The organism is Allobosea sp. 05L423, from assembly GCF_056397745.1.
On record NZ_JBFTOA010000004.1, the window covers coordinates 86,859 to 111,227 of the forward strand.

Annotated in this window: 23 protein-coding genes; 16 read left to right on the forward strand and 7 right to left on the reverse strand. The window is 63.9% G+C overall.

Going from position 1 to position 24,369, the window contains the following annotated elements; all coding sequences use genetic code 11:
- Positions 1 to 54 precede the first annotated feature (54 nt).
- The 5 genes from AC1DNE_RS12980 (at position 55) to AC1DNE_RS13000 (ending at position 5,460) form a co-directional block, all read left to right on the forward strand.
- Entirely contained in the window at positions 55 to 1,002 is a 948-nt protein-coding gene (locus AC1DNE_RS12980; RefSeq protein ID WP_441470277.1) for an SIS domain-containing protein, read from the forward strand.
- 201 nt (positions 1,003 to 1,203) lie between these two features.
- Complete coding sequence (locus tag AC1DNE_RS12985) at positions 1,204 to 2,211, forward strand: iron ABC transporter substrate-binding protein (RefSeq protein WP_441470276.1); 1,008 nt, start codon at positions 1,204 to 1,206, stop codon at positions 2,209 to 2,211.
- Between the two features lie 55 nt (positions 2,212 to 2,266).
- Positions 2,267 to 3,847: an ABC transporter permease gene (locus AC1DNE_RS12990; protein ID WP_476766032.1), complete on the forward strand. Its 1,581-nt coding sequence runs from the start codon at positions 2,267 to 2,269 to the stop codon at positions 3,845 to 3,847.
- A complete protein-coding gene (locus AC1DNE_RS12995; RefSeq protein WP_476766033.1) occupies positions 3,844 to 4,887 on the forward strand; it encodes an ABC transporter ATP-binding protein in 1,044 nt (347 codons plus the stop codon). The genes AC1DNE_RS12990 and AC1DNE_RS12995 overlap by 4 nt, the downstream gene beginning before the upstream one ends.
- 261 nt (positions 4,888 to 5,148) lie before the next feature.
- Positions 5,149 to 5,460 (forward strand): hypothetical protein, encoded by a 312-nt coding sequence (locus AC1DNE_RS13000; protein WP_476766034.1) that lies wholly within the window; start codon positions 5,149 to 5,151, stop codon positions 5,458 to 5,460.
- 1,206 nt (positions 5,461 to 6,666) lie between these two features.
- On the opposite strand, the gene AC1DNE_RS13005 is transcribed toward AC1DNE_RS13000, so the two are convergent.
- From AC1DNE_RS13005 to AC1DNE_RS13015, 3 genes are read right to left on the reverse strand one after another with little or no spacing between them, the layout of a single operon-like run.
- Positions 6,667 to 8,214 carry a SpoVR family protein gene (locus AC1DNE_RS13005; protein WP_476766035.1) on the reverse strand — a complete coding sequence of 516 codons (1,548 nt, stop codon included), beginning with the start codon at positions 8,212 to 8,214 and terminating at the stop codon, positions 6,667 to 6,669.
- Positions 8,215 to 8,225: 11 nt separating this feature from the next.
- Complete coding sequence (locus AC1DNE_RS13010; RefSeq protein WP_476766036.1) at positions 8,226 to 9,533, reverse strand: YeaH/YhbH family protein; 1,308 nt, start codon at positions 9,531 to 9,533, stop codon at positions 8,226 to 8,228.
- Positions 9,534 to 9,552: 19 nt separating this feature from the next.
- Complete coding sequence (locus tag AC1DNE_RS13015; RefSeq protein WP_476766037.1) at positions 9,553 to 11,502, reverse strand: PrkA family serine protein kinase; 1,950 nt, start codon at positions 11,500 to 11,502, stop codon at positions 9,553 to 9,555.
- An 85-nt stretch (positions 11,503 to 11,587) separates the two neighbouring features.
- Between AC1DNE_RS13015 and AC1DNE_RS13020 the strand changes: the two genes are divergently transcribed.
- From AC1DNE_RS13020 to sorB, 6 genes are all read left to right on the forward strand, one after another.
- Positions 11,588 to 11,875 carry a hypothetical protein gene (locus AC1DNE_RS13020; protein WP_441470269.1) on the forward strand — a complete coding sequence of 96 codons (288 nt, stop codon included), beginning with the start codon at positions 11,588 to 11,590 and terminating at the stop codon, positions 11,873 to 11,875.
- A 17-nt stretch (positions 11,876 to 11,892) separates the two neighbouring features.
- A complete protein-coding gene (locus AC1DNE_RS13025) occupies positions 11,893 to 12,963 on the forward strand; it encodes a YeiH family protein (protein WP_441470268.1) in 1,071 nt (356 codons plus the stop codon).
- 80 nt (positions 12,964 to 13,043) lie between these two features.
- The gene (locus AC1DNE_RS13030; protein ID WP_441470267.1) at positions 13,044 to 13,562 is read left to right on the forward strand and encodes an RNA polymerase sigma factor; all 519 of its coding nucleotides are present in this window, start codon (positions 13,044 to 13,046) and stop codon (positions 13,560 to 13,562) included.
- Positions 13,552 to 14,352, forward strand: coding sequence for an anti-sigma factor (locus AC1DNE_RS13035; RefSeq protein ID WP_441470266.1), 801 nt, complete (start codon positions 13,552 to 13,554; stop codon positions 14,350 to 14,352). The genes AC1DNE_RS13030 and AC1DNE_RS13035 overlap by 11 nt, the downstream gene beginning before the upstream one ends.
- A gap of 83 nt (positions 14,353 to 14,435) precedes the next feature.
- Positions 14,436 to 15,653: a SorA family sulfite dehydrogenase catalytic subunit gene (gene sorA, locus AC1DNE_RS13040; protein ID WP_441470265.1), complete on the forward strand. Its 1,218-nt coding sequence runs from the start codon at positions 14,436 to 14,438 to the stop codon at positions 15,651 to 15,653.
- 17 nt (positions 15,654 to 15,670) lie between these two features.
- The gene (gene sorB / locus AC1DNE_RS13045) at positions 15,671 to 15,991 is read left to right on the forward strand and encodes a SorB family sulfite dehydrogenase c-type cytochrome subunit (protein WP_441470413.1); all 321 of its coding nucleotides are present in this window, start codon (positions 15,671 to 15,673) and stop codon (positions 15,989 to 15,991) included.
- 107 nt (positions 15,992 to 16,098) lie between these two features.
- Here the strand turns inward: sorB and AC1DNE_RS13050 are convergent, their stop codons facing one another.
- The 4 genes from AC1DNE_RS13050 to AC1DNE_RS13065 are packed head-to-tail and all read right to left on the reverse strand — an operon-like array spanning position 16,099 to position 18,590.
- Positions 16,099 to 16,479: a methylglyoxal synthase gene (locus AC1DNE_RS13050; protein ID WP_441470264.1), complete on the reverse strand. Its 381-nt coding sequence runs from the start codon at positions 16,477 to 16,479 to the stop codon at positions 16,099 to 16,101.
- 5 nt (positions 16,480 to 16,484) lie between these two features.
- A complete protein-coding gene (locus tag AC1DNE_RS13055) occupies positions 16,485 to 16,718 on the reverse strand; it encodes a hypothetical protein (protein ID WP_476766038.1) in 234 nt (77 codons plus the stop codon).
- Between the two features lie 16 nt (positions 16,719 to 16,734).
- Positions 16,735 to 17,511: a transporter substrate-binding domain-containing protein gene (locus AC1DNE_RS13060; RefSeq protein ID WP_441470262.1), complete on the reverse strand. Its 777-nt coding sequence runs from the start codon at positions 17,509 to 17,511 to the stop codon at positions 16,735 to 16,737.
- Positions 17,512 to 17,513: 2 nt separating this feature from the next.
- Positions 17,514 to 18,590: an isocitrate/isopropylmalate dehydrogenase family protein gene (locus tag AC1DNE_RS13065; RefSeq protein ID WP_441470261.1), complete on the reverse strand. Its 1,077-nt coding sequence runs from the start codon at positions 18,588 to 18,590 to the stop codon at positions 17,514 to 17,516.
- Positions 18,591 to 18,677: 87 nt separating this feature from the next.
- Between AC1DNE_RS13065 and AC1DNE_RS13070 the strand changes: the two genes are divergently transcribed.
- From AC1DNE_RS13070 to AC1DNE_RS13090, 5 genes are all read left to right on the forward strand, one after another.
- Positions 18,678 to 19,646 carry a GntR family transcriptional regulator gene (locus AC1DNE_RS13070; protein ID WP_441470260.1) on the forward strand — a complete coding sequence of 323 codons (969 nt, stop codon included), beginning with the start codon at positions 18,678 to 18,680 and terminating at the stop codon, positions 19,644 to 19,646.
- Positions 19,647 to 19,786: 140 nt separating this feature from the next.
- On the forward strand, positions 19,787 to 20,887 hold the full coding sequence (locus AC1DNE_RS13075) for an ABC transporter substrate-binding protein (protein ID WP_476841085.1): 1,101 nt from the start codon (positions 19,787 to 19,789) through the stop codon (positions 20,885 to 20,887).
- Between the two features lie 24 nt (positions 20,888 to 20,911).
- Positions 20,912 to 22,597, forward strand: coding sequence for an ABC transporter permease (locus AC1DNE_RS13080; protein ID WP_441470258.1), 1,686 nt, complete (start codon positions 20,912 to 20,914; stop codon positions 22,595 to 22,597).
- Complete coding sequence (locus AC1DNE_RS13085; protein ID WP_441470257.1) at positions 22,590 to 23,657, forward strand: ABC transporter ATP-binding protein; 1,068 nt, start codon at positions 22,590 to 22,592, stop codon at positions 23,655 to 23,657. Before AC1DNE_RS13080 ends, AC1DNE_RS13085 begins: the two co-directional genes overlap by 8 nt.
- A 10-nt stretch (positions 23,658 to 23,667) precedes the next feature.
- Entirely contained in the window at positions 23,668 to 24,330 is a 663-nt protein-coding gene (locus AC1DNE_RS13090; RefSeq protein WP_441470256.1) for an aspartate/glutamate racemase family protein, read from the forward strand.
- Positions 24,331 to 24,369 lie beyond the last annotated feature (39 nt).

Consider the following 24,369-nt stretch of genomic DNA (forward strand, 5'->3'; position numbering starts at 1 on the left):
GCGGCAGAGTCCGCAGCTGTCGCGCTCCGTCAGCGGACGGAAAACGCGGCCATCATGGCCGATCTGGCCGGGCGCCTGCGCATCAAGCGGCCGGCCTTCGTCGCGACCTGCGCGCGTGGCTCGTCGGACCATGCGGCAACCTACGGCAAATATCTGATCGAACTCGCGCTCGGTCTGCCCGTCGCCTCGCTCGGACCAAGCCTCGCCTCGGTCTATGGCGGCGAACTCGACCTCTCCCGTGCCCTGTTCATCGCCGTGTCGCAGTCGGGCCGCAGTCCCGATGCCTTGCGCCTGACCGAAGCCGCAAAACGCGCCGACGCGCTCGTGGTCGGCTTCGTCAATGACGAGGCTTCGCCGCTCGCCGAGATGGTCGACGTGCTCGTGCCGCTGCGGGCCGGGCCGGAGCACAGCGTCGCTGCGACCAAGAGCTTCCTCGCCACCTGTCTCGCTTTCCTGCATCTGGCGGCCGAATGGGCGCAGGACGATGCCCTGTCCGCCGCGCTGGCGCAGGCGCCCGAAGCGCTCGATGCCGCCGGCCGCTGCGACTGGGGGCCGGCTCTCTCGGCCTGGCGCGAAGCGCGCAGTCTGTATGTGATCGGGCGTGGCCTGAGCTTCGGCATCGCGCAGGAGATCGCGCTCAAGTTCAAGGAAACCTGCCGGATCCACGCCGAGGCCTTCAGCGCCGCCGAGGTGCGGCACGGCCCGCTCGCTCTGGTCGGGCCGGGCTTCCCGGCTCTGGCGCTCGACCCGGGCGACGAGGGCAGCACCAGCGTCGCTGACGCCGCGTCCGCCCTGGCGCAATTCGGCGCCGACCTGTGCTATGCCGGTGCGCGCGAGGGGGGGCATGGCACGAGCCTGCCTCTGCCGCCTGCGCTGCCAGCCCCGCTGCTGCCGTTGGCGCAAGTCCGCGCGTTCTACGGCGCGGTCGCGGCTCTGGCGAAAAGCCGCGGTCTGGATCCCGATCGGCCGCCCCATTTGGCCAAGGTAACGCGGACGGTGTGAGCGGGCGTCATCGCCGCCCATCCCGTTCGGAAGATCATACCGAGGGGGAGGGCGGTGAAACGCAGCCCGACAGTAGTGCTTGTCGGCGGATTCGTATTGTTTCGAAAGATTATAAACTAGACAATAATAATTGACAGCTTTGACGCTTGGGAATCTAACGCCGGCCCAGTTCACGAACTGCGTTGGCAGGAGAAGGTCACCATGGCGTCGTACTCGTCCCTTGCTCTTCGTATCGGCGTTCTCGCCATCACCCTCGGCGCGGCGAACGCGGTTCGGGCTCAGGACGGGATCACGGTCTACAACGCCCAGCACGCCAGCCTGACGCAGGCCTGGGCCGACGGCTTCACCAAAGAGACCGGCATCAAGGTGACGATCCGCAAGGGGTCGGATACCGAACTCGCCAACCAGATCGTCCAGGAGGGCGCGTCCTCTCCAGCGGACGTCTTCGTCACCGAGAATTCCCCGGCCATGGTGCTGGTCGAGAAGGCCGGGCTGTTCGAGACGCTGCCCAAGGACGTTCTCGATCAGGTTCCGGCGCAGTTTCGCCCCGCGAGCGGGCGCTGGACGGGCGTCGCCGCGCGCAGCACCGTCTTCGCCTACGACAAGCGCAAGCTGAAGGAGGCGGAGCTGCCGAAGTCGATGCTGGATCTCGCCGACGCCAAGTGGAAGGGGCGCTGGGCCGCCTCGCCGTCGGGCGCTGACTTCCAGGCGATCGTCGGCGCGCTCCTCGTTCTCAAGGGTGAGAAGGTCACGGGCGACTGGCTCAAGGCGATGAAGGACAACTCCAGCGCCTACCGCGGCAACAGCGTCGCCATGAAGGCGGTCAATGCCGGCGAGGTCGAGGGCGCGGTGATCTACCACTATTATTACTTCGGCGATCAGGCGAAGACGGCTGAGAACAGCGGCAATGTCGGGCTGCACTATTTCCGCGGCCAGGATCCCGGCGCCTTCCTGAGCACTTCGGGCGCGGGCGTGCTCGAATCCAGCAAGCACAAGAAGGAGGCGGAAGCCTTCGTGAGGTGGATGAGCGGCAAGCAAGGGCAGGCCGTCCTGCGCGAGGGTGATTCCTTCGAATACGCCATCGGCAACGGCGAGGCCTCGAACCCGAAGCTGGAGCCGATCGCCAAGCTCGACGCACCGAAGGTCGAGCCCTCGCAGCTCGACAGCAAGAAGGTCACCGAGCTGATGACCGCCGCGGGCCTGCTCTGACCCGGTTGCGTAGATTAATTGCGCGTGCGAGATGCGCTCGCACGCGCATTGTCCCATGACCGTTTCTCTTTCCGTCGATACGCCGGCTCTGCCGGTTTTGCCGCTCAGGCGGCAACGCAATCTCGCCGGCCGGGCAATGCTGCTGCTCGCCGGCGGCGTCTCCCTCTGCGCCCTGCTGCCATTGGGATTCATCGTCTGGATTGCGATCGAGACCGGTTGGCAGACGGCCTTCTCGCTGATCTGGCGGCCACGCGTCGGCGAATTGCTCGTCAACACGTTGCTGCTCGAACTCTGCACGCTGCCGCCTGCGATCCTGCTGGCGGTCACGCTGGCCTGGCTCACCGAGCGCAGCGACATGCCCGGCGCCAAGGTCTTGTCCTGGCTCGCGGTCGCACCGCTCGCAGTGCCGGCCTTCGTCCAGTCCTATGCCTGGGTCAGCTTCCTGCCGCGCTTCCACGGGCTGCCGGCCGCGGTGCTGGTTTCGGTCCTCGCCTATCTCCCCTTCCTCTATCTGCCGGTCGCCGCGCAGATGCGCCGGCTCGACCCTGAACTCGAACATGTAGCAGCCTCGCTCGGGCAGTCTCCGTCGCGCGTCCTTCTGCGGGTGGTGCTGCCGCAACTGCGGCTTGCGATTTGTGGCGGCAGCCTTCTGGTCGGGCTGCACCTGCTCGCCGAATACGGGCTCTACGCCATGATCCGCTTCGACACCTTCACCACGGCGATCATCGACCAGTTCCAGTCGAGTTATAACGGCCCGGCGGCGAACATGCTCGCGGGCGTGCTGGTGCTGAGCTGCTGCGGGCTCATCGGGCTCGAATGGCTGCTGCGCGGCGGCGCGCGCTATGCCCGGCTCGGCTCCGGCGCGCCGCGCCCGGCACCGCGCCAGCGGCTCGGAGCCTGGCGGCTGCCGGCCCTGGCGCTGCCGTTCGCCTTCGCCGCGCTCAGCCTCGGCGTACCCGCGCTGACGCTCTCCCGATGGCTCATGGCCGCAGGAGACGATGTCTGGCGGCAGAGCGCGCTGGCGGCGTCCCTGGTCGAGACGCTGGGCTATGCCGCTGCCGGCGCCTTCGCTGCCGCTGCTACCGCGCTGCCGATGGCGTGGCTCTCGGTCCGCGTACCCGGCCGGGCGACCCGCTTGCTGGAAAGCTGCCACAGCTATCTGGGTGCGCTGCCGGGTGTCGTGGTGGCGCTGGCCCTCGTCACCGTGACGGTGCGCATCGCCTTGCCGCTCTACCAGACGGCTGCGACCGTGGTCTTTGCCTATGTCCTCATGTTTCTGCCGCGCGCGCTGGTCGGGCTGCGGGCCGGCATCGCGCAGGTTCCGGTCGAGCTGGAGCGCGCTGCGGCGGCGCTCGGCCGCAACCCGGCCCGGACGCTTCTGTCGGTGACGCTGCCGCTCGCAGCGCCCGGCGTCGCCGCCGCGATGGCACTCGTCGCGATGGGCGTGGCAACGGAGCTGACCGCGACATTGCTGCTCGCTCCCAACGGCACCCGCACGCTGGCCACGGAGTTCTGGGCGCTCACCAGCGAACTCGACTATGCGAATGCCGCGCCCTATGCGGTGCTGATGATCCTTCTCTCGTTGCCGATGACCGCGCTGCTGCACGCTCAGGCACGCAAATCCCTCGGCGCATGACCCAGCTCGTCATCTCGGAAGTCTCGAAGCGCTACGGTGCGACGGTGGCGTTGGATCGCGTGTCCCTTTCCGTGGAGGCGGGCAGCCGCGTCGCCATCGTCGGGCCCTCCGGCTCGGGAAAGACGACGCTGTTGCGTGTCATCGCCGGCTTCGAAGCCCCCGATGCGGGAACTGTGGTGCTCGACGGGCAGGTGCTGGCCGACGGGCCGGCGATCGCCCCCGCACATCGGCGCCGGATCGGCTATGTCACTCAGGACGGGGCGCTGTTCCCGCATCTCGACGTTGCCGGCAATCTCGGCTTCGGCATCCCGCGAAACGAGCCGGACCGGGCGGGCCGATTGCGCGAGCTGATGGAGCTCGTCGAGCTCGATGCCGCGATGCTGACCCGCAGGCCGCACGAGCTCTCCGGAGGGCAGCAGCAGCGTGTCGCGCTCGCCCGCGCGCTCGCCCGGAAACCGGCCCTGATGCTCCTCGACGAGCCGTTTTCCGCGCTCGATACGGGGCTGCGCGAGACTGTCCGGCAGGCTGTGGCGCGCGTGCTCGCCCGAGCCGGCATCACGACCATCCTGGTCACTCATGATCAGGGTGAGGCGTTGTCCTTTGCCGATCAGCTCGCGGTGATGCGTGAAGGCAGGCTTGTGCAATCAGGCCGGCCGGCCGAGCTTTATTGGCGGCCGGCGGATGTCGAAACGGCCCTGTTCCTGGGAAGCGCCGTTCTGTTCGAGGCCAAAATCGAGGAGAAGAGCGTCTCCTGCGGGCTTGGCGAGTTCGAAGCCGAGACAGGAGGTCGCCGCGGGGTTGGCACCATCATGCTCAGGCCTGAGCAGTTCCAGCTGTCGCCGGTCGGTCCGGGCCTCGAAGCCTTGATCGAGAGCGTCGCTTTCCGGGGCGCGCAATGCACTGTGGCACTGCGGACGAACCATGGCGGCGGGGAAATCCGTTTCACGGCACAGGTTTCGAGCATGGACCGGCCGCAGATCGGACAGACCGTTTTCGTATCGGTGAAGGGCGCGCCGTTCCTGCTGCCCGGCTCCCGATAGGGGCCGAACCCAACGCCGTTTGGCGGTCGACCGGCGGATGCAGGGCCACTCCTTGACCGCCGGCGCAAAGAGGAACCGCCGTCTGGCGTGCTCTTCCTTCCAGCATGCCCCCCGCCACGCCTTCATGGCTCTCGTACGGCTCTCAAAGACGGGGATACCGCCGAACGGGAAGCTGGGAAGATGAACGCCCGCGAACAATCCTGTTCAGGCCACGTTCGATAACCGACTGCTCTACTGGCCAGAGCAAAAAGGGAGATTCCCATGCGTCGGTTTGCGATCACAGCACTTGTTGGCTTCGGCATTGCCGCTTCATTGACGTCGGTGCGCGCCAGCGAGGCGTTGCCCGGAGATGTTGCTCGGCGCCTCGACAAGCAGGCGGCAGAATTCACGATGAGCGAAGCCAAGCGTGAGCGCCTGATGATCATTCAGGAGAATATGGAGCGCCAGCGCTACCATGAGCGTCGTCCCGGCTATGGTGGCGGGAACGGATACGGCTACGGACGCCGATACGGCGGCCCGCCTCCCTGGGCGCCGGCTTATGGCTATCGCCGCGACTACGACGACCGCTGGTGATGGGCGTGCAAGAGCGCGAACAGCCACGCGATGTGATCGTTACCGTGTTGCGTTCGATCGGTCGGTGTCTCGCAATTGCAGGCTGTGCGGCGTAAATTGCCGTAGAGTTAGACAGCAACAGAATCCGATTCCCGTTTGAGTAATGGAACAGCGGAGCAATACGACGTGCTCGCCTCTCAAATGGATGGCATCGTTGCGTATAATTTGTGCTTTACTCTTTTGAAAGATGGGGGCTTTCTACAAGAAGAATGGCCGTCCGCTTGGGGTTGAACGCGGGGGAAGCATGAAAACACAAATGGTTTGTCCGGGCTGCCGGGGCCTTCGTTCGGTCGCGAACCTCGCCTATCCCGGGCACATCGAAGGGTGCCCCCGGTGCGAGGCATCCGGATACATCGCGGTCGCCGACAGGAAAGCTATCCTCCGTACACATAACTCCGCACCCGTTGCCGCAAATGATGTCGGCAAGCTCCGGAAACTGCTCAAGGATAAATGGGATTTGCTGACCTTGGCAGCGCTCAGCCCGCCGTCATCGAGCGCGCTTTCCGAACTCGCACTCTGCGCTTGGATGTAAGCCGGAGGCGCCGATCCTGCGGCGGCCGCCCAGTTCCCTCAGGCGGCCTTGCAGCCGGCCGGATCACGATCGATCTGTTGCTGCCGACATTGTTCTGCTGGTCACGGAGAAGGATCGTCGCTTCTCGACTTGATCCAGCAGGCCAGCCTTACTGACATGGGTTTCGGCAGCATGGGGCCGGAGCGCTGCTCAGGTAGAGGGGCCGATATCGGCCTTGTTCGAGGTCGCGGGGCCGGCAAGCGCCACCCCTAACGATCCTTGGCGACGATGAACTGGAACGCGGCTTGCCGCGACGAATAACCAGTAAGCCGGGGGTTTCGGCATGGATCAGAACGAGTTTCGTTGCGAGACATGTGGCTCCCCACATGTCTCGATTCCGAGCATCCTCAAGCCAGAGAGTGAAGTCGTCTGCGGCCGGTGCGGTGCCTCCATTGCGACGTGGGGGTATTGCGGCGCCATCGCGCTCATTATGATCAATGAACTCCGACATCGGATCCATCCTGCTGATCCGGCTGCGCGTTACGGCTCGTTCCCGAGGTTTTGGTGAGTAGTCATCGCGAATTAGCGGATGGCTGGAACTGCTTTGCCTGCGGATATAATTCAGGCTGGGCCAATTCTGTCGGGTGGAGCAGTTGTTACGCAAGCTGACGGCTGGATCGCTCGTAGATCCTGGCTCCCGTCTGCGCGTCCACTCCTTCCAGGTTGACTTCATAACCCCAAAGCTCATGGATACGGCGCAGCGTCGCGTCGCAGCTGGTGCTTTCCAGCAGAATGCCGCCATTGACCCTGTGCTGCAGACGCAGATGCCTCTGGCCGAGCAGGTCCACATCCACGACCTGAATATCGGAATAGCTCGCGCCAATATCGTATTTCTGGGCCAACGCAGCCCTTATTCGCTCGTAGCCGCGTTCGTTATGGATCGACGCCACAGTGTAGAAGCGTTCATCGGCCGCGTCGGACAGCAGGAACATCCGCCATTTTCGGATCAGGGTGGGGCTGAGATACTGGCGCATGAAAGACTCGTCGCGGTGATTGGCCCAGGCGTCGAGCAGAATCGCGCGCCAGTCGCCTTGTCCCGCGATCTCGGGAAACCAGTCGCGATCCTCCGCAGTGGGTTCGGTCGCGATACGCTGGATATCCTGCATCATGTCCAGGCCCAGCGCATAAGGATTGATGCCGGAAAAGCGGGGATCGTCGAAGGCCGGCTGGAAGACGACGTTCGAGTGGTTGCGCAGGATTTCCAGCATGGCGCCTTCGCTGATCCGGCCCTGGTCGAACAGCGCGTTCATGACCGTGTAGTGCACGAAGGTAGCGCAGCCTTCGTTCATCACCTGCGTCTGCCGCTGGGGGTAGAAATACTGCGCGATGACCCGCACGATTCTGAGGATCTCGCGCTGCCAGGGCTCGAGGATCAGGCTGTTCTTTTCGAGGAAGTAGAGCAGGTTCTCCTCGGGGAGATTGAGCGCCTTCTTGCGCTCGGCGACCGTATCCTCCGTCTCGTCGGCCTTGGTGCCGTCCGCCGGGCGGGGGACTGTGCGCCATAGATCATTGTAGGAGCGCTCTTCGTATTCCAGCCGCTCGCGAAGGCCCTCGCGCTGCTTGTCGGACGAGAGCTTCGGAGGGCGGCGATAGCGGAACACGCCCTGGTCCATCAGCGCGTGGGCGGCATCGAGAATAGCCTCCACCGCCGCGACGCCGTGCCTTTCCTCGCAGCGGGCGATGAAGCCCTTGGCAAAATCGAGATAGCCCAGGATGGCGCCGGCGTCCGTCCATTGCTGGAACAGATAGTTGTTCTTGAAAAAGTGATTGTGGCCCAATGCCGCGTGCGCGGTCACCAGAGCCTGGAGGGCCATGGTGTTCTCCTCCATCAGATAGACGATGCAGGGATTGGAGTTGATCACGAGTTCATAGGCGAGTCCGCGTCCGCCCTTGCGATAGAGCAGTTCATGATGGAGGTAATGCTTGCCGAAGGACCAGTGGCGATACATCAGCGGCATGCCGATGGATGAATAGGCGTCGAGCATCTGCTCGGACGAGATGACTTCCATCTGGACCGGATAGATATCGAGATGGAGCTCCTCCTTCGCAACAGCCTCGATGACGTCGTAAGCACGCGAGAGCGTCCGGAAATTCCAGTCCGAACCGGAGAACAGCAGGTCGAGCCTGGGCGCGTGCTTGGGCATCGGCGCTCCTTTCAGTCGCGCTGCAGTGCCTGTTGTTTGGTGAAGAGCTGGCGGAAGACCGGGTAGATGTCGGCCGCCTTGGCGATGCGGCTCATGTCGAAATTCGACCACCTGTCCTTGACGGCCTGATAGGCGCGCCAGAGCGATGTTCCGTTGTCGGTCGAGCCGAAGATCTCGCTTTCGCGCTCGTCGATGATCTCGACATAGGCGAAATACTGGCACAGGCGCATGATCTCGCCATCCATCAGCGTCAGGCAATGCTCGGAATCGGTGGCAAGATTGTCGCCGTCCGAAGCCTGGGCGGCATAGATGTTCCACTCCCGGCTAGGATAGCGCAGCTTGATGATGCGATGCATTTCATCCAGCGCAGTCGAGACGACGGTGCCCCCGCTCTGCGTGCTGTAGAAGAAGGTTTCCTCGTCCACCTCCTGCGCCGCGTGGGTATGGCGGATGAAGACGATGTCCGTGCGGTCGTAGCGCCGCTTCAGGAAAAGATGCAGCAGGACGAAGAAGCGCTTGGCGAGATCCTTCTCGCGTTCGCCCATCGAGCCCGAGACGTCCATGAGGCAGAACATGACCGCCTTCGCGTTCGGCAGGGGCTGCGGGTCGAAGCGATTGAAGCGGATGTCGACCGGGTCGACGAAGGCGATGACCTTGCGCCGGCGCTCCAGCCGGTCGAGTTCCTCGCGCAGGCTGGCGATACGCTGGCGGGCCTCGGGATCTGCTCGGTGGGATTCAAGGCTGGCCAGCTCCCGCAGGATTGCCTCGAGCTCCGCGCGCTTGGGCCGTCGGAGCGCGATGCGGCGGCCGTGGCTGTTACGCATGGTGCGCGCGACGCTGATGTTGGTGGGCGACCCGCTCACCGAAAAGCCGGCCCGCCGCGGCTTGAAGGCGAGAATTTCCTTGAGGTTGAGCTTGACCATGTCGGGAAGCGCGAGATCCTCGAAGAACAGGTCGAGCACCTCTTCGCGCGACAGCACGAAGCGAAAGTCATCCTCGGACGACTGCGAGCCCGGTGACGATCCCGCCCCGCCACCTTGGCCCGGTTTCGGCATCCGGTCCCCCGGAGAAAAATGCTTGTTTCCGGGCAGGACGTATTGGCGATGACCGCTATCCTTCGCATCGCGAAAGCTCGGCTCGCGCGTCTCGTTCGCGGGCATCGAGATGGCACGCTCGCCGTCCGCATCGGCGATCTTGCCGGATCGGATCTGTTCTTGGATGTTCCGCTTCAGCTCCGTGCGCACGCGGCGCAGGAAGCGCTGGCGATTGCCGAGGCTTTTGTCTTTCGGGTTCAATCGACGGTCGATGAAGATGGGCATGGGACCGCTCGGGCCGACGTCAACCCGCCTTGTTCACGCGCATGTACCAATCCACCAGGCGCCGGACCTGGCGCTCGGTGTAACCCCGCTCCACCATACGCTCGACGAAGCCCTGGTGCCGCTTCTCGGTCACGCTGTCCTGCTTCGAGCCGAAACTGATGACGGGAAGCAGATCCTCGACCTGTCCGAACATCCGCTTCTCGATGACCTCGCGGAGCTTTTCATAGCTGGTCCAGGAAGGATTGCGGCCGTTGTTGCGGGCCCGCGCACGCAGCGTGAACTTCACGACCTCGTTGCGGAAATCCTTGGGATTGGCGATGCCCGCCGGCTTCTCGATCTGGGATAGTTCGTTGTCCAGAACCTGGCGGTTCAGGATCTGGCCGGTATCGGTATCCTTGTAGTCCTGGTCCTCGACCCACGCATCGGCATAGGCGATATAGCGGTCGAACAGGTTCTGGCCGTACTCGCCATAGGATTCGAGATAGGCCTTCTGGATCTCGTGCCCGATGAACTCGGCGTAGCGTGTGGCAAGCTCCGACTTGATGAAGTCGAGATAGGCCGCTTCCGTCTCCTTGGGGAACTGCTCGCGCTTGATCGCCCCTTCCAGGATGTACATCAGGTGCACGGGATCGGCGGCGAGTTCCTGGGTATCGTAGTTGAATGTCTGCGAAAGGATCTTGAAGGCGAAGCGCGTGCTCACGCCGGTCATGCCTTCGTCGACTCCGGCGGCGTCGCGGTATTCCTGGATTGCCTTTGCCTTGGGCTCCAGCTCCTTGAGATTCTCGCCGTCATAGACGCGCATCTTTGTGTAGAGCGGCGAATTCTCGAATTCGGTCAGCCGTGTCGAGACCGAGAACCGGCTGAGGATGTCGAGCACTTCGGGAGCGCAGGGGCTGTTGGCGAGTTCGCTCTCGCGCAGCAGCTTTTCGTAGATCTCCCGCTCTTCGGTAACGCGCAGGCAATAAGGCACCTTGATCACCAGAATGCGGTCAAGGAACGCCTCGTTGTTCCTGTTGTTCTTGAACTGGAGCCATTCCGACTCGTTGGAGTGAGCCAGCACGATGCCCTGGTAGGGAAACGCGCCGAAATTCTCTGTGCCGTTGTAGCTGCCCTCCTGGGTCGCGGTCAGCAGAGGATGCAGAACCTTGATCGGCGCCTTGAACATCTCGACGAATTCGAGCAGGCCTTGCGTCGTCCGGTTCAGCCCGCCGCTATAGGAATAGGCATCCGGGTCCGACTGGCTGAAATTCTCGAGCTGTCGGATGTCCACCTTGCCGACGAGCGTCGAGACATCCTGGTTGTTCTCGTCGCCCGGCTCCGTCTTGGCGATGCCGATCTGGCGCAGCCGCGACGGCATCAGCTTGACGACGCTGAACTTGGAGATGTCGCCGGACAATTCGTCGAGCCGCTTCGCCGCCCATGGCGAGATCAGGCCGGAGAGGCGCCGCCGTGCGATGCCGTATTTGTCCTCGAACAGACCGCCCATGCGGTCCGGGTGAAACAAGCCCAAAGGTGATTCAAACACCGGGCTGATCTTGCCGCCCACCTTGAGCGTGTAGAACGGCCGCTCCTCCACGAGCTTCTTCAGCCGCTCCGCCAGCGAGGACTTGCCGCCGCCGACCGGGCCGAGGAGATAGAGGATCTGCTTGCGCTCCTCCAGCCCTTGCGAGGCATAGCGGAAATAGCCGGCGATCCGCTCGATCGTATCTTCCATGCCGTAGAAATCGGCGAAGGAGGGATAGATCTTGATGGTCCTGTTACCGAAAATCCGGCCGAGCCGCTCGTCCTTGCTGGTGTCGAACAATGTCGGCTTCCCGATAGCGTCGACCATCCGCTCGGCCGCGGAGGCATACATCGATTTATCTTCGCGACATGCCAGCAGGTATTCCTGCAGGCTCATCTCCTCCTGTGAGTAGCTCCGGTAATCCTCGGAGAATAAGCGGAATACCTCGCTGTCTCTCTCGATCATGGCAGCCATCCACCGATCGGTGGTCTCCTCGACGACGGCTCTCAACACTCAACCGACGATAGTATCGCAAGTTCCTGCCCAATGCATGAACGTCTTCTGCGGCGTCCTCGTGGCAGCCATGTGTTCGGCGGCAGATACCTCGCCGCCACAGGATGCGGCCTCGCGCCTAGGTGGCGGCGTGTCGGAGAAGAAAAGCGCTTGCCGCGCAGCTCGGCTGACGATGCACGCTGCCCGGAGCGCGTTGAGCCGGGTGTCCGCCATCGGCCGAGGCCAGCAGGAAGCGTTCGGCAAAGCAGATCAGAACGTTCGATTCAATGCGTTTGATTGGATGATTTTTCTAAAAGATGGTGCCAGAAAGAAAGAGTTATTCTAATCCCTGGCGCCCCATCCATGAGTGACGTTTCCGCAATCTTCCGTTCGCCAATCCAGCGAGCTGGGCAACTCCTGCCTGGCTTTGGGCTTTGCGTGCTCATCAGCGCCGCGGCCTACGGCCTCGAAGTGCTGGAAGCACATCTGACGGGCCGTGCGTGGCTGGAGGCTCTCGTACTGGCAATCCTGCTCGGCACCGCCGTGCGGACCTTCTGGCGCCCTTCGACGTTCTGGCTGCCGGGGATCGCGTTTTCATCGAAGATGGTTCTGGAAATCGCGATCGTGCTCCTCGGAGCGTCGCTGAATGCCGAGGCCATCATCGCGGCCGGGCCAAGCTTGATCGTTGGCATCGCCGCGGTCGTCGCAGTCGCGCTTGCCGTCAGCTTTCTGATCGGACGCGTGCTGGGCCTGCCCAAGCGCATGGCCGTCTTGGTTGCCTGCGGCAATTCGATCTGCGGCAACTCGGCCATCGCGGCGGTGGCGCCCGTGATCGGCGCAAGCGGTCACGACGTGGCGGCATCCATCGCATTCACCGCGGTGCTGGGCGTCCTGGTGGTGCTGGGCCTTCCGCTGCTGGTGCCGCTGTTGCAACTGTCGGATATCCAATACGGCGTGCTGGCGGGCCTCACCGTCTACGCGGTCCCGCAGGTTCTTGCGGCAACGGCACCGGTTGCGGCCACCAGTGTCCAGATCGGAACGCTCGTGAAGCTCGTGCGTGTGCTGATGCTTGGGCCGGTCGTTCTCATCCTTTCAATTCTGAGCAGCCGGGCGCAGGCCAAGGCCGACAATTTCGCCGGAGCGAACCAGCCCCGTAGCCGCTTGCCCGTGCATAAGCTCGTCCCATGGTTCATCATCGCCTTCCTGGCGATGGCGGCGCTCCGTTCGCACGGCGGTATCCCGGCGGTTGCTCTTGCACCTATCGCTCAAGCTGCGACGATCCTGACGATCATCTCGATGGCCGCGTTGGGGCTTGGCGTCGACATTCGCGCGGTTGCCAGGGCTGGTCGGAGCGTAACGGCGGCGGTTTTCCTTTCTCTGCTCGCGCTCGCCGCGGTCAGCGTCGGCCTGATCCGACTGCTGGGCATCTCGTAAATTTGTATCGGGGCTCCCGGCAGAGGCGCCGCCAACGGAGCGAGACAGCATCAGGTTCGAGAGGTGTTGCCCTGCGAGCGATGATCGAAGAAGCGTTGCGCAGCAACTGGAAGAGCCTTTTTTCCTATGCGCTCCGCCTGACCGACAATGCCGACGCTGCTGCGGACCTGCTCCAGTCTTGCGCTCTCAAGGCTCTCGGGAGCTCGGGTGCTCAGCCCCGCCCTGAAGCCGTGCGCGCTTGGTTGTTCAAGATCGTCCGCAATGCCTGGATCGACAATTATCGCCGCACCCGCCACATCCATGACGAGCCTGAAAACGGAGCTGTGGAGGAGGGGCCCGGCTTCGACTATCGCTACGATGACAGCATCATTGCTGAAATCACCGTTCGGCAGGCCTTGAAGCAAATACCGCCCCACCACCGCGAGATCATCGAACTGGTTGATTTGGCCGGGTTCAGCTATGGCGAGGTCGCATCTATCCTGGGCATGCCGCAAGGGACGATCATGAGCCGGTTGAGCCGGGCCAGGCAGGCATTGCTGGCAGTCATCGAGCGCGAGAACCTGCGCCCGCTCCAGTCGAGGCACCGACATGCACGGTGAAACATCGGCTGGGGGAGACAGAGTTTCCCTCGACAGGTTGAATGCCTACGTCGACGACGAGCTCTCGCCCGAGGACGCAGCCAATGTTGCGGCCGCGATCGCCTGTGACCCACGGCTGGCCGAGCGCGTGGCGACGCTGTCGCGGCTGCGCGCCGTCACACGCCGCCTGCCTCCCGAGATGGCGCCGCCGGCATTCATGCTGCCGCGCAGGCGTCGTTTCAGCGCGGCCCTGCCTATCGCGGCCGCTCTGGCGCTCGCAGCATGCATCGGTTTCCTCGCCCTGCGCCCCTCCGGCCCGGCGACGGCGCCTGACGGAGTGCTCGCCGCAGCGGTCGAGGCTCATCGCCACTGGATCGCAGGACGCCAGGCTGAGGCGCTGGAGCAGCGCGTCCGGATCGATCTCGCTGCCGCCCAGAGCGGACACCTTCCCGATTTGCGTGCCTCCGCGTTGGAGCTCACTTATCTCTCGCTCGATCCGACGTCGGGCGATGGAGGCCTGCTGGCCGGCTATCGCGGCCCACATGGCTGCCGGCTCGGGCTCTGGATGGCACCGCATTCCGGACGCTGGAATGCAGCGCCGGCCAGGTCCGACCGCGATGGGCTGCGCATTCGCGCGTGGAGTGCGGTGGGAGCCGATTATGCGCTGCTCAGCCAGGGCATGGATCCAGCGCGTCTCGACCGCCTTGCCGACGTCATCGCCAAGCTGACCCGTCAGAAGCAGGCGCCGACCGACGAGCAGGTTGCGGCTCTCCGGGACGTGCCGAATATCGGCCAGCCTTGCGGCGCCTGACCACTTTCTTTCCTCGATATGGAATAAATCGACGCTCTCATGCGTCTCAATCTCCCGAGGAATGTGTCCTCGGGAGAAACGCCATGTTGAACAGACGACAGATGCTGACATCTGCCGGCAGTGCCGCATTGGGGGTGGGAGCCGTCGCGATCGCTGGATCGCGTTTCTCGGTCCTGGCCGCCGAAACCGTCAAACTGCCTTTCGAGAACGGCGAGCGCGAACTCGTCAAAGTGCCGGGAAAACGCCCGCTGATCCAGCAGACAGCTCGCCCGCCGCAGCTTGAGACGCCGTTCTCTGTCTTCAACGATGGTGTCATCACGCCGAACGACGCCTTCTTCGTTCGCTACCATCTCGCCGACATTCCGCTGGAGATCGATCCCGAAACCTTCCGGCTCGAGGTGAAAGGCAAGGTATCCAAGCCGCTCTCGCTGTCGCTGCGCGAACTGAAAGGCAGCTTCCCTGCGATCGAGGTCGTTGCGGTCAACCAGTGCTCCGGCAATAGCCGCGGCTTCGTCGAGCCGCGGGTCGCCGGCGGCCAGCTCGGCAACGGTGCCATGGGCAATGCGCGCTGGCGCGGCGTCTCGCTCAAGGCTGTGCTGGAACGAGCCGGGGTCCAGCCGGGAGCCGTGCAGGTGGCCTTCGGGGGGCTCGACGGCCCGGTTTCGCCCGATACGCCCGACTTCACGAAGGCGCTCGCGCTCGACCATGCCCGCGACGGTGAAGTCATGCTGGCCTATGCCATGAACGGGACCGATCTTCCCTGGCTCAACGGCTATCCGCTGCGCCTCGTCGTGCCCGGCTATTACGGCACCTATTGGGTCAAGCACCTGAACGAGATCACCGTGCTGGACAAGGAGCTCGACAGCTTCTGGATGAAGACGGCCTACCGGATTCCCGACAATGATTGCGCCTGCGTCGAGCCCGGAAAGGCGCCCGTGGCGACGATCCCGATCAACCGCTTCACCGTTCGCTCCTTCATCACCAACGTGCTGGACGGCGCGAAGGTCAAGGCGGGCCAACTGGCGCTGCGCGGCATCGCCTTCGATGGGGGCGCCGGCATCGCCGAAGTCCAGGTTTCCGGCGATGGCGGGCAGTCCTGGGTCAAGGCCGGTCTGGGGCAAGATCTCGGCAAGTACTCCTTCCGCGAATGGAAGGCGAATGTCCCCGTGGCAGCCGGCGAGCAGAAGCTCATGGTCAAGGCCACCAACGCCAAGGGCCAGACCCAGCCGATGCAACCGCTCTGGAACCCGTCCGGCTACCTGCGCAATGTCGTCGAGACGACGCGCGTCACGGCAGCGTGAGGGAGATTGTCATGACGATGACCACTTGCCGCCCCCGCACGTTCGGCGCCGTATTCATCCTGGCGTTTGCCCTTGCCGGAACCGCGCTCGCCGCTCCGAAGACCTATAAGCTCCCGGACGAGACGGCCACGCTCAAGCCCGGCTCCGAGCCGGGCTTCGAGGCCGCCAAGAACAATTGCACGGCCTGTCACTCGGTCGACTACATCAACTACCAGCCGAGCAGGAAGGGGCAGGCCTTCTGGGATGCCGAGGTCCAGAAGATGATCAAGGTCTACAAGGCCCCGATCGACGAGAAGGACGCCAAGGCCATCGCGGAGTACCTCGGCCAGACCTACTGACCGGACTGGGGCCGGCGCCTATTGCCAGGGGCCTGTCTCCAGCCGCGGACCCTCTTTTGAGACGTGGCGGCCCTTGGCGGGGCCGCCAGCGTCGCATCGCGCCGTGTCTATCGATCGAAAAGGCCTGATCGGGCGAGGGCGCTCGCAGTGCTGGGACTGAAGGCTGCGGGGATGTCGTATACGAGGACCAGTCTCAGCAGTGCCTTGACGTCGACGTCGTGAGGCTGGGCGGCGAGGGGATCGGGAAAGAACAGAAGCACGTCCAATTCGCCTTGCGCAATCATCGCGCCAACCCGCTGATCGCCGCCAAGCGGGCCGCTTTTGACCAGGCGGATATTGAGATCGGGAAGCGAGGATTTCAGCACGCCACCCGTCGTCGCCGTCGCGATGACGGTATGATGCGCGATCAAGTTTGCGTGCTGCACGGCCCAGGCAGCGAGATCCGGCTTCTTGCTGTCATGGGCCACCATACCGATCGTGAGAGACATCGCGCTCAGCCCCCGAAGACGCACTTGAGTTCCTCGACTTCGGTCTCGCCACGAAACTTGTCGCTGCGGCCGGAGCTGAGGATCAGGAGCTTCGCAATCTGGTCGAGCCCGTCAGCCGCGTAAACAGCGCTTCGGAGATCCTTCCCGGAAACCACCGCCCGCGCCAAGCCTTCGAGGGTGGCGAGCGCGAGGGCGAAGAAATCCACCTGTCGGAAGGAGCCCGATTTTGCCGGGTTCATCCGGCCTTTCGTCGCTTCAGCTGTCGGTGTTGGTCCAGGCGACCGAGAGCCCGACCACGCCGTGCCTGGCGATCAACTGACCAACGAGTCCCGTTTGGATGGCCGCCGAGACGAAGCTGCGAAGATAATCGAGCGCGACGCCGGACGCCTTGGGCGTGCCGAGCGCCTGCTGGACGGCCATGAAGCGGCCGGGAAGAATCCGCGAACCCGGTAGCTTCTTTTCGTCCTCGATCAGCTTCGGCCTCAGGCCTGCCAGAGCATCGAGCTTGCCGTCGACGAAATGCTGATAAGCTTCGTCGAAATTGAGCCCCGTCACGAGTTCGGCCTCGCGGACGTTCCGTTCGAGCCACAGGCCATACGCCGTGCGGGCGGCAACCGCGATGCGCCGCCCCCTCATGTCCACCTCTGCCAGGGATTGCAGAGACGATCCCGGAGGAACCAGATAGGTCGCCTCGATCTCGGCATAGGCCGGGGTGAAGTCGATAACGGCGGCGCGCTGGGGTTCGGCCCCAAGCAGCGCCACGTCCCACTCGTCTCGCTCAGCCGCATCTGCGAGTTTGCCGGGCGATTCATAGGGAATGTATTTCAGCGGCAGGCTCAGGCAGGCCGCCAAGGTGGCCGCCATGTCGGGTGAGACGCCGGCCGGGCCGCCATCGGCTGTCTGGCTCGAAACAAGCAGAAAGTTCGACAGGTTGATGCCGGCTCGCAGCACGCCATGACGCGATAGCACGTGGCGAACCGCATCCGGCGGAGCGCCGACGATCTGGCTGATGAGCTTTGCCTCTTCGCCCATCGTCAGGCCGTCCGCAGGGTTTCGGCGACGAGTTCGCCGAAGCGCGTCGTGCCGGCCTTGCCGCCAAGATCGGGAGTGCGTGAGGCGGGATCGGTCAGCACGGTGTCGATGGCCTTGTCGATGGCATGGAACGCCTGCTCGAAAGCCGGCAGCTTGCGCTTTTCGCCTAACCACTGCAGGAGCATGCCGCAAGACAGGATCATCGAAACCGGGTTCGCCTTGTCCTGGTTCTGGATATCCGGGGCGGAACCATGCTGGGCCTGGGCGCAGCAATGCGTGTCGCTGGCCATCATCGAGCCGGCAAGACCCAGGCTGCCGGACAGCTCGCTGGCCAGATCCGAGATGATGTCGCCATAGAAGTTTGTTGCGCAGATGACGTCGAACCGCTCGGGGCTCCGAACCAGATGCGCCGTCGAGGCATCGATCAGGAGGTCATCGAGCTTCACATCCGGGAACTCCGCGGCGACCTTGCGCACTTCACGCAGAAAAAGGCCGTCGGTCTGATGGAAGCTGTTCACCTTGTGGACGGCCGTCACCTTCTTGCGGCGCTTGGAGGCGAGCTCGAAGGCGCGCCGCGCAATGCGGTTCGAACAGTGAGCCGTGATCTTGCGCAGCGAGATCGCCATGTCCGGCGAGGGCATCAACTCCGCCCAGCCGAGATGCATGTTGCGATCCGGATAAAACCCCTCGGTGGCCTCGCGCATGATGACGAGATCCATCGTCTTCCCGGGCTTCATGTTGGACTCGATGAAGGGGCGCGTGCGGGCCGGGCGCACATTGGCGTAGAGATCGAGGCCTATGCGGAAGCCGGCGGAAACGTTGCGTCCGCCTTTCTCGGGCGCCGGGTAGTCGGCGTGCGACTGGGTGCCGAGGATCACGCCATCGAAATCCGACCGCGCCCGATCAAGCACGCTTTCGCGCAGCGTGGTGCCGTGCTTCTCGAGGCTCTTGAAGCCGACATCGTCGTATTCGAACTGGAGGCCGAGACCGAAGCGGTCGCTCGCGACTTCGAGGACAGCCATCGAGGCGGAGACAATCTCCGGGCCGATGCCGTCGCAGGGCAGGACGAGAATTTTCATTTTGGCTTTCCTCGGGCACCGTCACGGTCTTTGAATTGGCTATTAAATGTAATAAAACCAATAATGGGTCAAGGTGGCCTGGGGTGATTGCCATCGCCCACGCGACCTGCGATCACTCATGGAGTTCAATCGGCGCCCGTCATGCCCAATAGCCCTCTCGCTCTTCGCATCGCCAACGACATCATCGCGCGCATTGGGATGGGAGAGTTTGGAACAGGTTCGCACCTCGCGACCGAAGCGCTCGCCAAGCGCTTCGAGGTTTCGCGTTCGCCTGTTCGCGAGGCGCTTGCTCTCCTTTGCGATCAGGGGGTTATCGAGAATCGGCGTAATCGCGGATTCTTCGTGCTCGCGACGGAGCGCCGCAAGGGCGGGGAGGGCGCGCTGGAACCATTCGGTCCTGCGGAGAGCGATCCCTATTACCAGCTGGCGGAAGACTGGCTGAAAGACCGGATCGGCGCGGAACAGACCGAGCAGGCCGTCCGGGAGCGATACAATCTCACGCGCTCGCAGGCTCAGGATCTTCTGTCCCGTGCCGCTCGCGAAGGCTGGGCGGAACCGAAGCCGGGATATGGCTGGAAGCTGCGCCAGGTCGCCAAAACCGCCGAGGCGTTCGAGGAAATCTATCGCTTCCGGGCGGTGATCGAGCCGGCAGCGCTACTCGAGCCAAGCTTCCGTTTCGACAAGGCCATGGCGGCGTCGCTCCGTCGAACCCAGGAGCGCCTCGCTTCAGGCAATCTCGAGGGGCTGGCTCCCGCGGCCATGACCGCTGCCGGTGCCGAGTTCCACGAGGGCATCATCAAAATGTCGGGCAATCCGATGTTTTTCCATGCTTTGGAGCGGGCGAACCAGCTCCGGCGCCTGGCGGAATACCGCCTGAAAGTGAATCCGCAGCGCATTGCTGTTCAGAGCACCGAACACCTCCAGATCCTCGATCTCCTTGCCAAGGGAGATAATCTGGAGGCGGCCCATTTGATGCGCCGGCATCTCAGCGGCGCATTGGCTTCCAAGTCACCGGTCGTGCATCCGAAATCGGGCGACGCCGACCGCGCCGCCTAGCTCCGTTTCCCGGCGAGGCGCGAGGGGCCTTCGAGGCGCCAAAATGCGCGTCAAAAGGAAAATGGTTTTATATCTTGATAAAGCCAATCTGCGAAGATAGGCTCCTCCCCACAATGAAAAGCAACGGGAGGGTAGCAATGATGGATCGTCGGCAATTCGTGCTCGCGTCGGCTGCGGGCCTTGGGGCGCTCGGCTGTGGTTCGCCGTCCCGTGCCCAGGAACTGCCCGCCGGCTATCCGGCCGACTACAAGGCGGTCATCGAAAAGGCGCGCGCCGAAGGTGTCGTTTCGATCTACACCTCGACCGACGACGTGCAAGGGCGCCCGATCGTCGAGGCTTTCCAGAAGGCCTTTCCCGGCATTCGCGTCGATTACAACGATCTCGGCACCAACGGCGCTTACAACCGCATCATTTCCGAAGCGGCTGCCAAGCAGGTCGGCTCGGATATCGTCTGGACCTCGGCGATGGACCTCCAGATGGTGCTTGTCCAGAAGGGGCTTGCCGAGGCCTACAAGTCGCCCGAAGCCAGCCATCTGCCGAGCTGGGCCAATTTCAACGACACCCTCTACGGCACCACGGTCGAGCCGGTCGGAATCCTTTACAACAAGGCTCAGCTCGCCCAGTTCAAGCTGCCGCAGACCAGGCCGGAACTGCTGGCGTTCATGCGTGACAACAAGGATGCGTTGAAGGGCAAGCTCGCAACGTTCGATCCGGAAAAGARCGGGACGGGTTTCCTGTTCTTCAGCAACGATGCCCGCAACATGCCGGATACGTTCGACCTCGTTCGCGCGTTCGGAGCAACCGAGGGCAAGACCTACGGCAGTTCCGGTGCGATGCGCGAAAAAATCGTGTCCGGAGAGCATTGGCTCGCGTTCAACGTCATCGGCTCCTACGCCATCGAGTGGGCGGCGAAGAATCCGGCGCTCGGCTACATCCTGACCTCGGACCACACCGCAGCGTTTTCGCGCGTTGCCAATATCTCCAAGGGCGCCCCGCACCCCAACGCGGCCAGGGTCTTCTTTGACTTCCTGATAGGTGCCACGGGTCAGTCGGCGCTGGCGTCGGTGGGTGCGCCCTCGATCCGAACCGACGTCACCAGCGGTCTGAACCTGACCAAGCTGACCGAGATGGCCAAGGGTAACCTCAAGCCGATCCCGGTCACGGCCGCGCTCCTCGAGGCAACCGAGCCGAAGAACCGCACGGATTTCTTCCGCCGCTGGAAAGAGGCGCTGCGCGGCTGAGCCGTCAGTCCTCCGAGGGATCCAATGTCACTCGCAGCTCAAGCACCCCGCTTCAGGGCCACGGTTATCCTGGCCCTGTTCGCGATGGTCGCGGCGCCGGCCGCTCTCATCATCTACCAGAGCTTTCTCAGCGCTCCGTTCTTTGACGAGGCGGCTCGACCCAGCCTGGAAGCCTATCAGTTCATTCTGACAGACCCCGAATTCTATCGGGCTCTCTGGACGACGACCCTCTACGCCATCGGCATGATCGTCGTCGCCGTGCCGCTGGGAGGGCTTTTGGCCTTCCTGATCACGCGCACCGATCTCAAGGGGCGGGGCTGGCTTGAGCCGCTCGTCCTGGTTCCGATGTTCCTGTCCTCGATCGTGCTCGCCTTCGGCTACACGGTAGCCGTCGGGCCGTCCGGCTTCGTCACGATCGCGTTCCGGAACATCTTCGGATCAGCTCCCTGGAGCATCTACACGCTCCCCGGCATCATCCTGATCGGCGGCCTCAGCCACGTCCCGACCGTCTATCTCTACGTCGCTTCAGCGATGCGCCGCCTGCCCAGCGACCTGGAAGAGGCTGCCAGAACGGCGGGGGCCAGCATCTGGCGTGTGTCTCTCGACGTCACGCTGCCGATGGTGCTCCCGGCACTGGTCTTCAGCGCGGCGCTCAATCTTCTGCTGGGTTTCGAGACCTTCGGCATCCCCCTGGTGCTTGGAGACCCAAATGGCATCCTGGTGCTCACGACCTACATCTACAAGGTCAATACGATCTTCGGCGCGCCGACCTATCAGGTCATGGCGGCCGTGACGGTCTTCCTCATCCTTATCACCCTGCCGCTGGTCTTCATCCAGCGCCGGCTCCTGCGCCATGCCCGCCGCTTCGCGGCCGTGGGCGGGAAGGGGGCGCGCACCAATCTCCTCAAGCTCGGCGGCGCGGGGCAACTGATCGCGCTCTCGATCATCGGGCTGTGGCTGCTGGTTTCGGTGGTCCTGCCGGTGGGCGGGGTCGTGCTGCGCGCCTTCGTCGAGAACTGGGGCGAGGGCGTCCGGCTCTCCGAGCAATGGACGCTCGCCAATTTCCGCGCGGTCTTCGAGATCCAGAGCCTGTCCCGCGGTATCGTCAATACGGTCCTGCTGGCAGCCGTCGGCGGTGCGCTCGCGGTCGCGTTCTACCTGCTGGTCGGTCTTGCGGGGCACCGCAATCACGGCCGGACCGGCACGCTCCTGGATTACTCCGTCCTCATCCCGCGGGCGCTGCCGGGCTTGATCGTCGGTCTCGCCTTCTTCTGGCTGTTCCTGTTCGTGCCTTTCCTGGTGCCGCTGCGGACGACGCTGTTCAGCCTGTTGATCGCCTACGTCATCGTCGGGCTGTCCTATGGCCTTCGCATCATCCAGGCGACGTTGCTGCAGGTGGCGCCGGAGCTCGAGGAATCGGCGCGCACCGCCGGTGCCACGACCTTCCACACCTGGCGGGACGTGGTGATCCCGCTGGTTCGCCCGGGACTGGCCGGCGCGTGGGCGATGATCATGATCGTCTTCCTGCGCGAGTATGCCACCGGCGTCTATCTGATGAGCGCCGGAACCGAAGTGATCGGCTCGCTGATGGTGTCGCTGTTGACGTCGGGCGCGATGGACCAGATCGCCGCGCTCTCCTTCATCTCAATCCTGCTGACTGCGGTCGGCTTGACGCTGGCCCTGCGGCTGGGAGCCAAGATCCATGACTGACCTCGTCGTCGACAACGTCCAGAAATGGCTGGGCGGCCTGCAGATCCTGTCCGGGGCGAGCTTCACTGCAGAGAAGGGCAGGATCGTCGCGTTGCTCGGCGCCTCGGGCAGCGGCAAGACCACGCTGCTGCGTTGCATCGCCGGCCTGGAGCAGCCCGAGATCGGTGTCATCAAGATCGGTGGCACCAGCGTTCTCGACGACAAGGCCGGTGTCGCGCTGCCGCCCGAGCAGAGGCAGATCGGTCTCGTCTTCCAGTCCTATGCGCTCTGGCCGCACAGAACCGTTTTCGAGAACGTTGCCTATGGCCTGAAGCTCCGGAATGTCGGTGCGAGCGAAATCAAGGCCAAGGTCGAAGCCATCCTGGAGAAGCTCGGCCTTGCGCATCTTGCGGCACGCTATCCCGACCAGTTGTCGGGCGGTCAGCAGCAGCGCGTCGCGATCTGCCGCGCCCTGGTCTACGAACCGAAGGTCCTGCTCCTCGACGAGCCTCTCTCGAATCTCGACGCAAAACTGCGTGAGGAAGCAAGGTTTTGGATCCGCAAGTTGATCCTCGATCTGAAGATCTGTGCCATCATGGTCACGCATGACCAGGCCGAAGCCCTGGCCATCGCTGACCAGGTCCTGCTGCTGAAGGGCGGCGGCATCGTCCAGTCGGGAACCCCGCTCGACATCTACAGCAAGCCGGAGACGTTCTACGCCGCCGACTTCATGGGCACGAACAACGTCTTGAGCGGTCAGCTTGTAAGGGCGTCAGGGCAAGCCGATGCAATCGCCTGCGCTGGCCTGTCCCTGCCGGGTGTCTGGAAGGACAGGGAGGCTCCCGCGGACCCGAACGCCGTGCGTGCCGTCATCCGGATGGAGGCGATCTCGGTTTCGCCGGAGGCGAGCTCCGGCAGCGCGCCGTTCGATGTCGAGGGCTGCATCTATCTCGGAGAGAAATGGGAGTACCGGCTGAAGCGGGGGGATCTGCGTCTGCGCGCACAAGGTCACGAGCCGCTGAGCGCGGCAGTCGCGCACTGCCGGATCCCGGCTTCGGCGACCTGGCTGTACAATCCCTGAGGGTGGACCAATGTCCGACCGCATCCGCATTGCGCTCGTCCACGCGACGCCGGTGGCCGTCGATCCGATCGCCCAGTCGTTTCGGCATATCTGGCCTGAGGCCGATACGATCGGTGTCCTGGACGATGGCCTGGCCTTGGATCGGGCCGCCGCTGGGGAGCTCACCGAGGCCTTGTCGCGCCGCATTGCGGCGCTGGCTCGGTACGGCCTCTCGACCGGCGCAAGCGCGATCCTCTTCACCTGCTCGGCCTTCGGGCCGGCCATCGAGGAGGCGGCTCGCATCCTGCCGGTTCCAGTCCTGAAGCCGAATGCGGCGATGTTCGAGGAGGCCCTCGGCTATGGCGAAAACATCGGGATGGTCGCGACCTTCGGTCCGGCCGTCGCCATGATGGAGCAGGAGTTTGCAGAAGAAGCAAAGCGGCTCAGGCCGAGTGCCCGGCTGACCTTGTACCTGGCCTCCGGTGCCATCGAGGCGCTCAGGGCCGGCGACGCCGAAACGCATAATCAGCGCGTTTCCGAAGGCGTGGCCGAACTCGGCGAGCGGGACGCGATCCTGCTCGCTCATTTTTCGACGTCGCGTGCAGGCGCGGCCTGCCGGGCGCTGACGTCACGGCCGGTTCTCTCGTCGCCGGATGCCGCCGTCAGAAAACTTCGGCGCCTGCTGGGTGGCTGAACAACATCGCTCAAGGGCAAGCCTGGCCGGCGCCGCCAT

Bases quoted from the DNA above. Each gene is read 5' to 3' on its own strand.
- AC1DNE_RS13060 (WP_441470262.1), bottom strand. From the start codon at position 17,511: ATGGGCGAAGAGGCAAAGCTCATCAGCCAGATCGTCGGCGCTCCGCCG.
- AC1DNE_RS13065 (WP_441470261.1), bottom strand. From the start codon at position 18,590: ATGAAAATTCTCGTCCTGCCCTGCGACGGCATCGGCCCGGAGATTGTC.
- AC1DNE_RS12980 (WP_441470277.1), top strand. From the start codon at position 55: ATGGCCGATCTGGCCGGGCGCCTGCGCATCAAGCGGCCGGCCTTCGTC.
- AC1DNE_RS12990 (WP_476766032.1), top strand. From the start codon at position 2,267: ATGACCGTTTCTCTTTCCGTCGATACGCCGGCTCTGCCGGTTTTGCCG.
- AC1DNE_RS13010 (WP_476766036.1), bottom strand. From the start codon at position 9,533: ATGCCCATCTTCATCGACCGTCGATTGAACCCGAAAGACAAAAGCCTC.
- AC1DNE_RS13090 (WP_441470256.1), top strand. From the start codon at position 23,668: ATGTCCGACCGCATCCGCATTGCGCTCGTCCACGCGACGCCGGTGGCC.
- AC1DNE_RS13020 (WP_441470269.1), top strand. From the start codon at position 11,588: ATGAACGTCTTCTGCGGCGTCCTCGTGGCAGCCATGTGTTCGGCGGCA.
- AC1DNE_RS13030 (WP_441470267.1), top strand. From the start codon at position 13,044: ATGATCGAAGAAGCGTTGCGCAGCAACTGGAAGAGCCTTTTTTCCTAT.
- AC1DNE_RS12995 (WP_476766033.1), top strand. From the start codon at position 3,844: ATGACCCAGCTCGTCATCTCGGAAGTCTCGAAGCGCTACGGTGCGACG.
- AC1DNE_RS13025 (WP_441470268.1), top strand. From the start codon at position 11,893: ATGAGTGACGTTTCCGCAATCTTCCGTTCGCCAATCCAGCGAGCTGGG.
- AC1DNE_RS13035 (WP_441470266.1), top strand. From the start codon at position 13,552: ATGCACGGTGAAACATCGGCTGGGGGAGACAGAGTTTCCCTCGACAGG.
- AC1DNE_RS13055 (WP_476766038.1), bottom strand. From the start codon at position 16,718: ATGAACCCGGCAAAATCGGGCTCCTTCCGACAGGTGGATTTCTTCGCC.
- sorB (WP_441470413.1), top strand. From the start codon at position 15,671: ATGACCACTTGCCGCCCCCGCACGTTCGGCGCCGTATTCATCCTGGCG.
- AC1DNE_RS12985 (WP_441470276.1), top strand. From the start codon at position 1,204: ATGGCGTCGTACTCGTCCCTTGCTCTTCGTATCGGCGTTCTCGCCATC.
- sorA (WP_441470265.1), top strand. From the start codon at position 14,436: ATGTTGAACAGACGACAGATGCTGACATCTGCCGGCAGTGCCGCATTG.
- AC1DNE_RS13085 (WP_441470257.1), top strand. From the start codon at position 22,590: ATGACTGACCTCGTCGTCGACAACGTCCAGAAATGGCTGGGCGGCCTG.
- AC1DNE_RS13015 (WP_476766037.1), bottom strand. From the start codon at position 11,502: ATGATCGAGAGAGACAGCGAGGTATTCCGCTTATTCTCCGAGGATTAC.
- AC1DNE_RS13000 (WP_476766034.1), top strand. From the start codon at position 5,149: ATGCGTCGGTTTGCGATCACAGCACTTGTTGGCTTCGGCATTGCCGCT.
- AC1DNE_RS13005 (WP_476766035.1), bottom strand. From the start codon at position 8,214: ATGCCCAAGCACGCGCCCAGGCTCGACCTGCTGTTCTCCGGTTCGGAC.
- AC1DNE_RS13080 (WP_441470258.1), top strand. From the start codon at position 20,912: ATGTCACTCGCAGCTCAAGCACCCCGCTTCAGGGCCACGGTTATCCTG.
- AC1DNE_RS13050 (WP_441470264.1), bottom strand. From the start codon at position 16,479: ATGTCTCTCACGATCGGTATGGTGGCCCATGACAGCAAGAAGCCGGAT.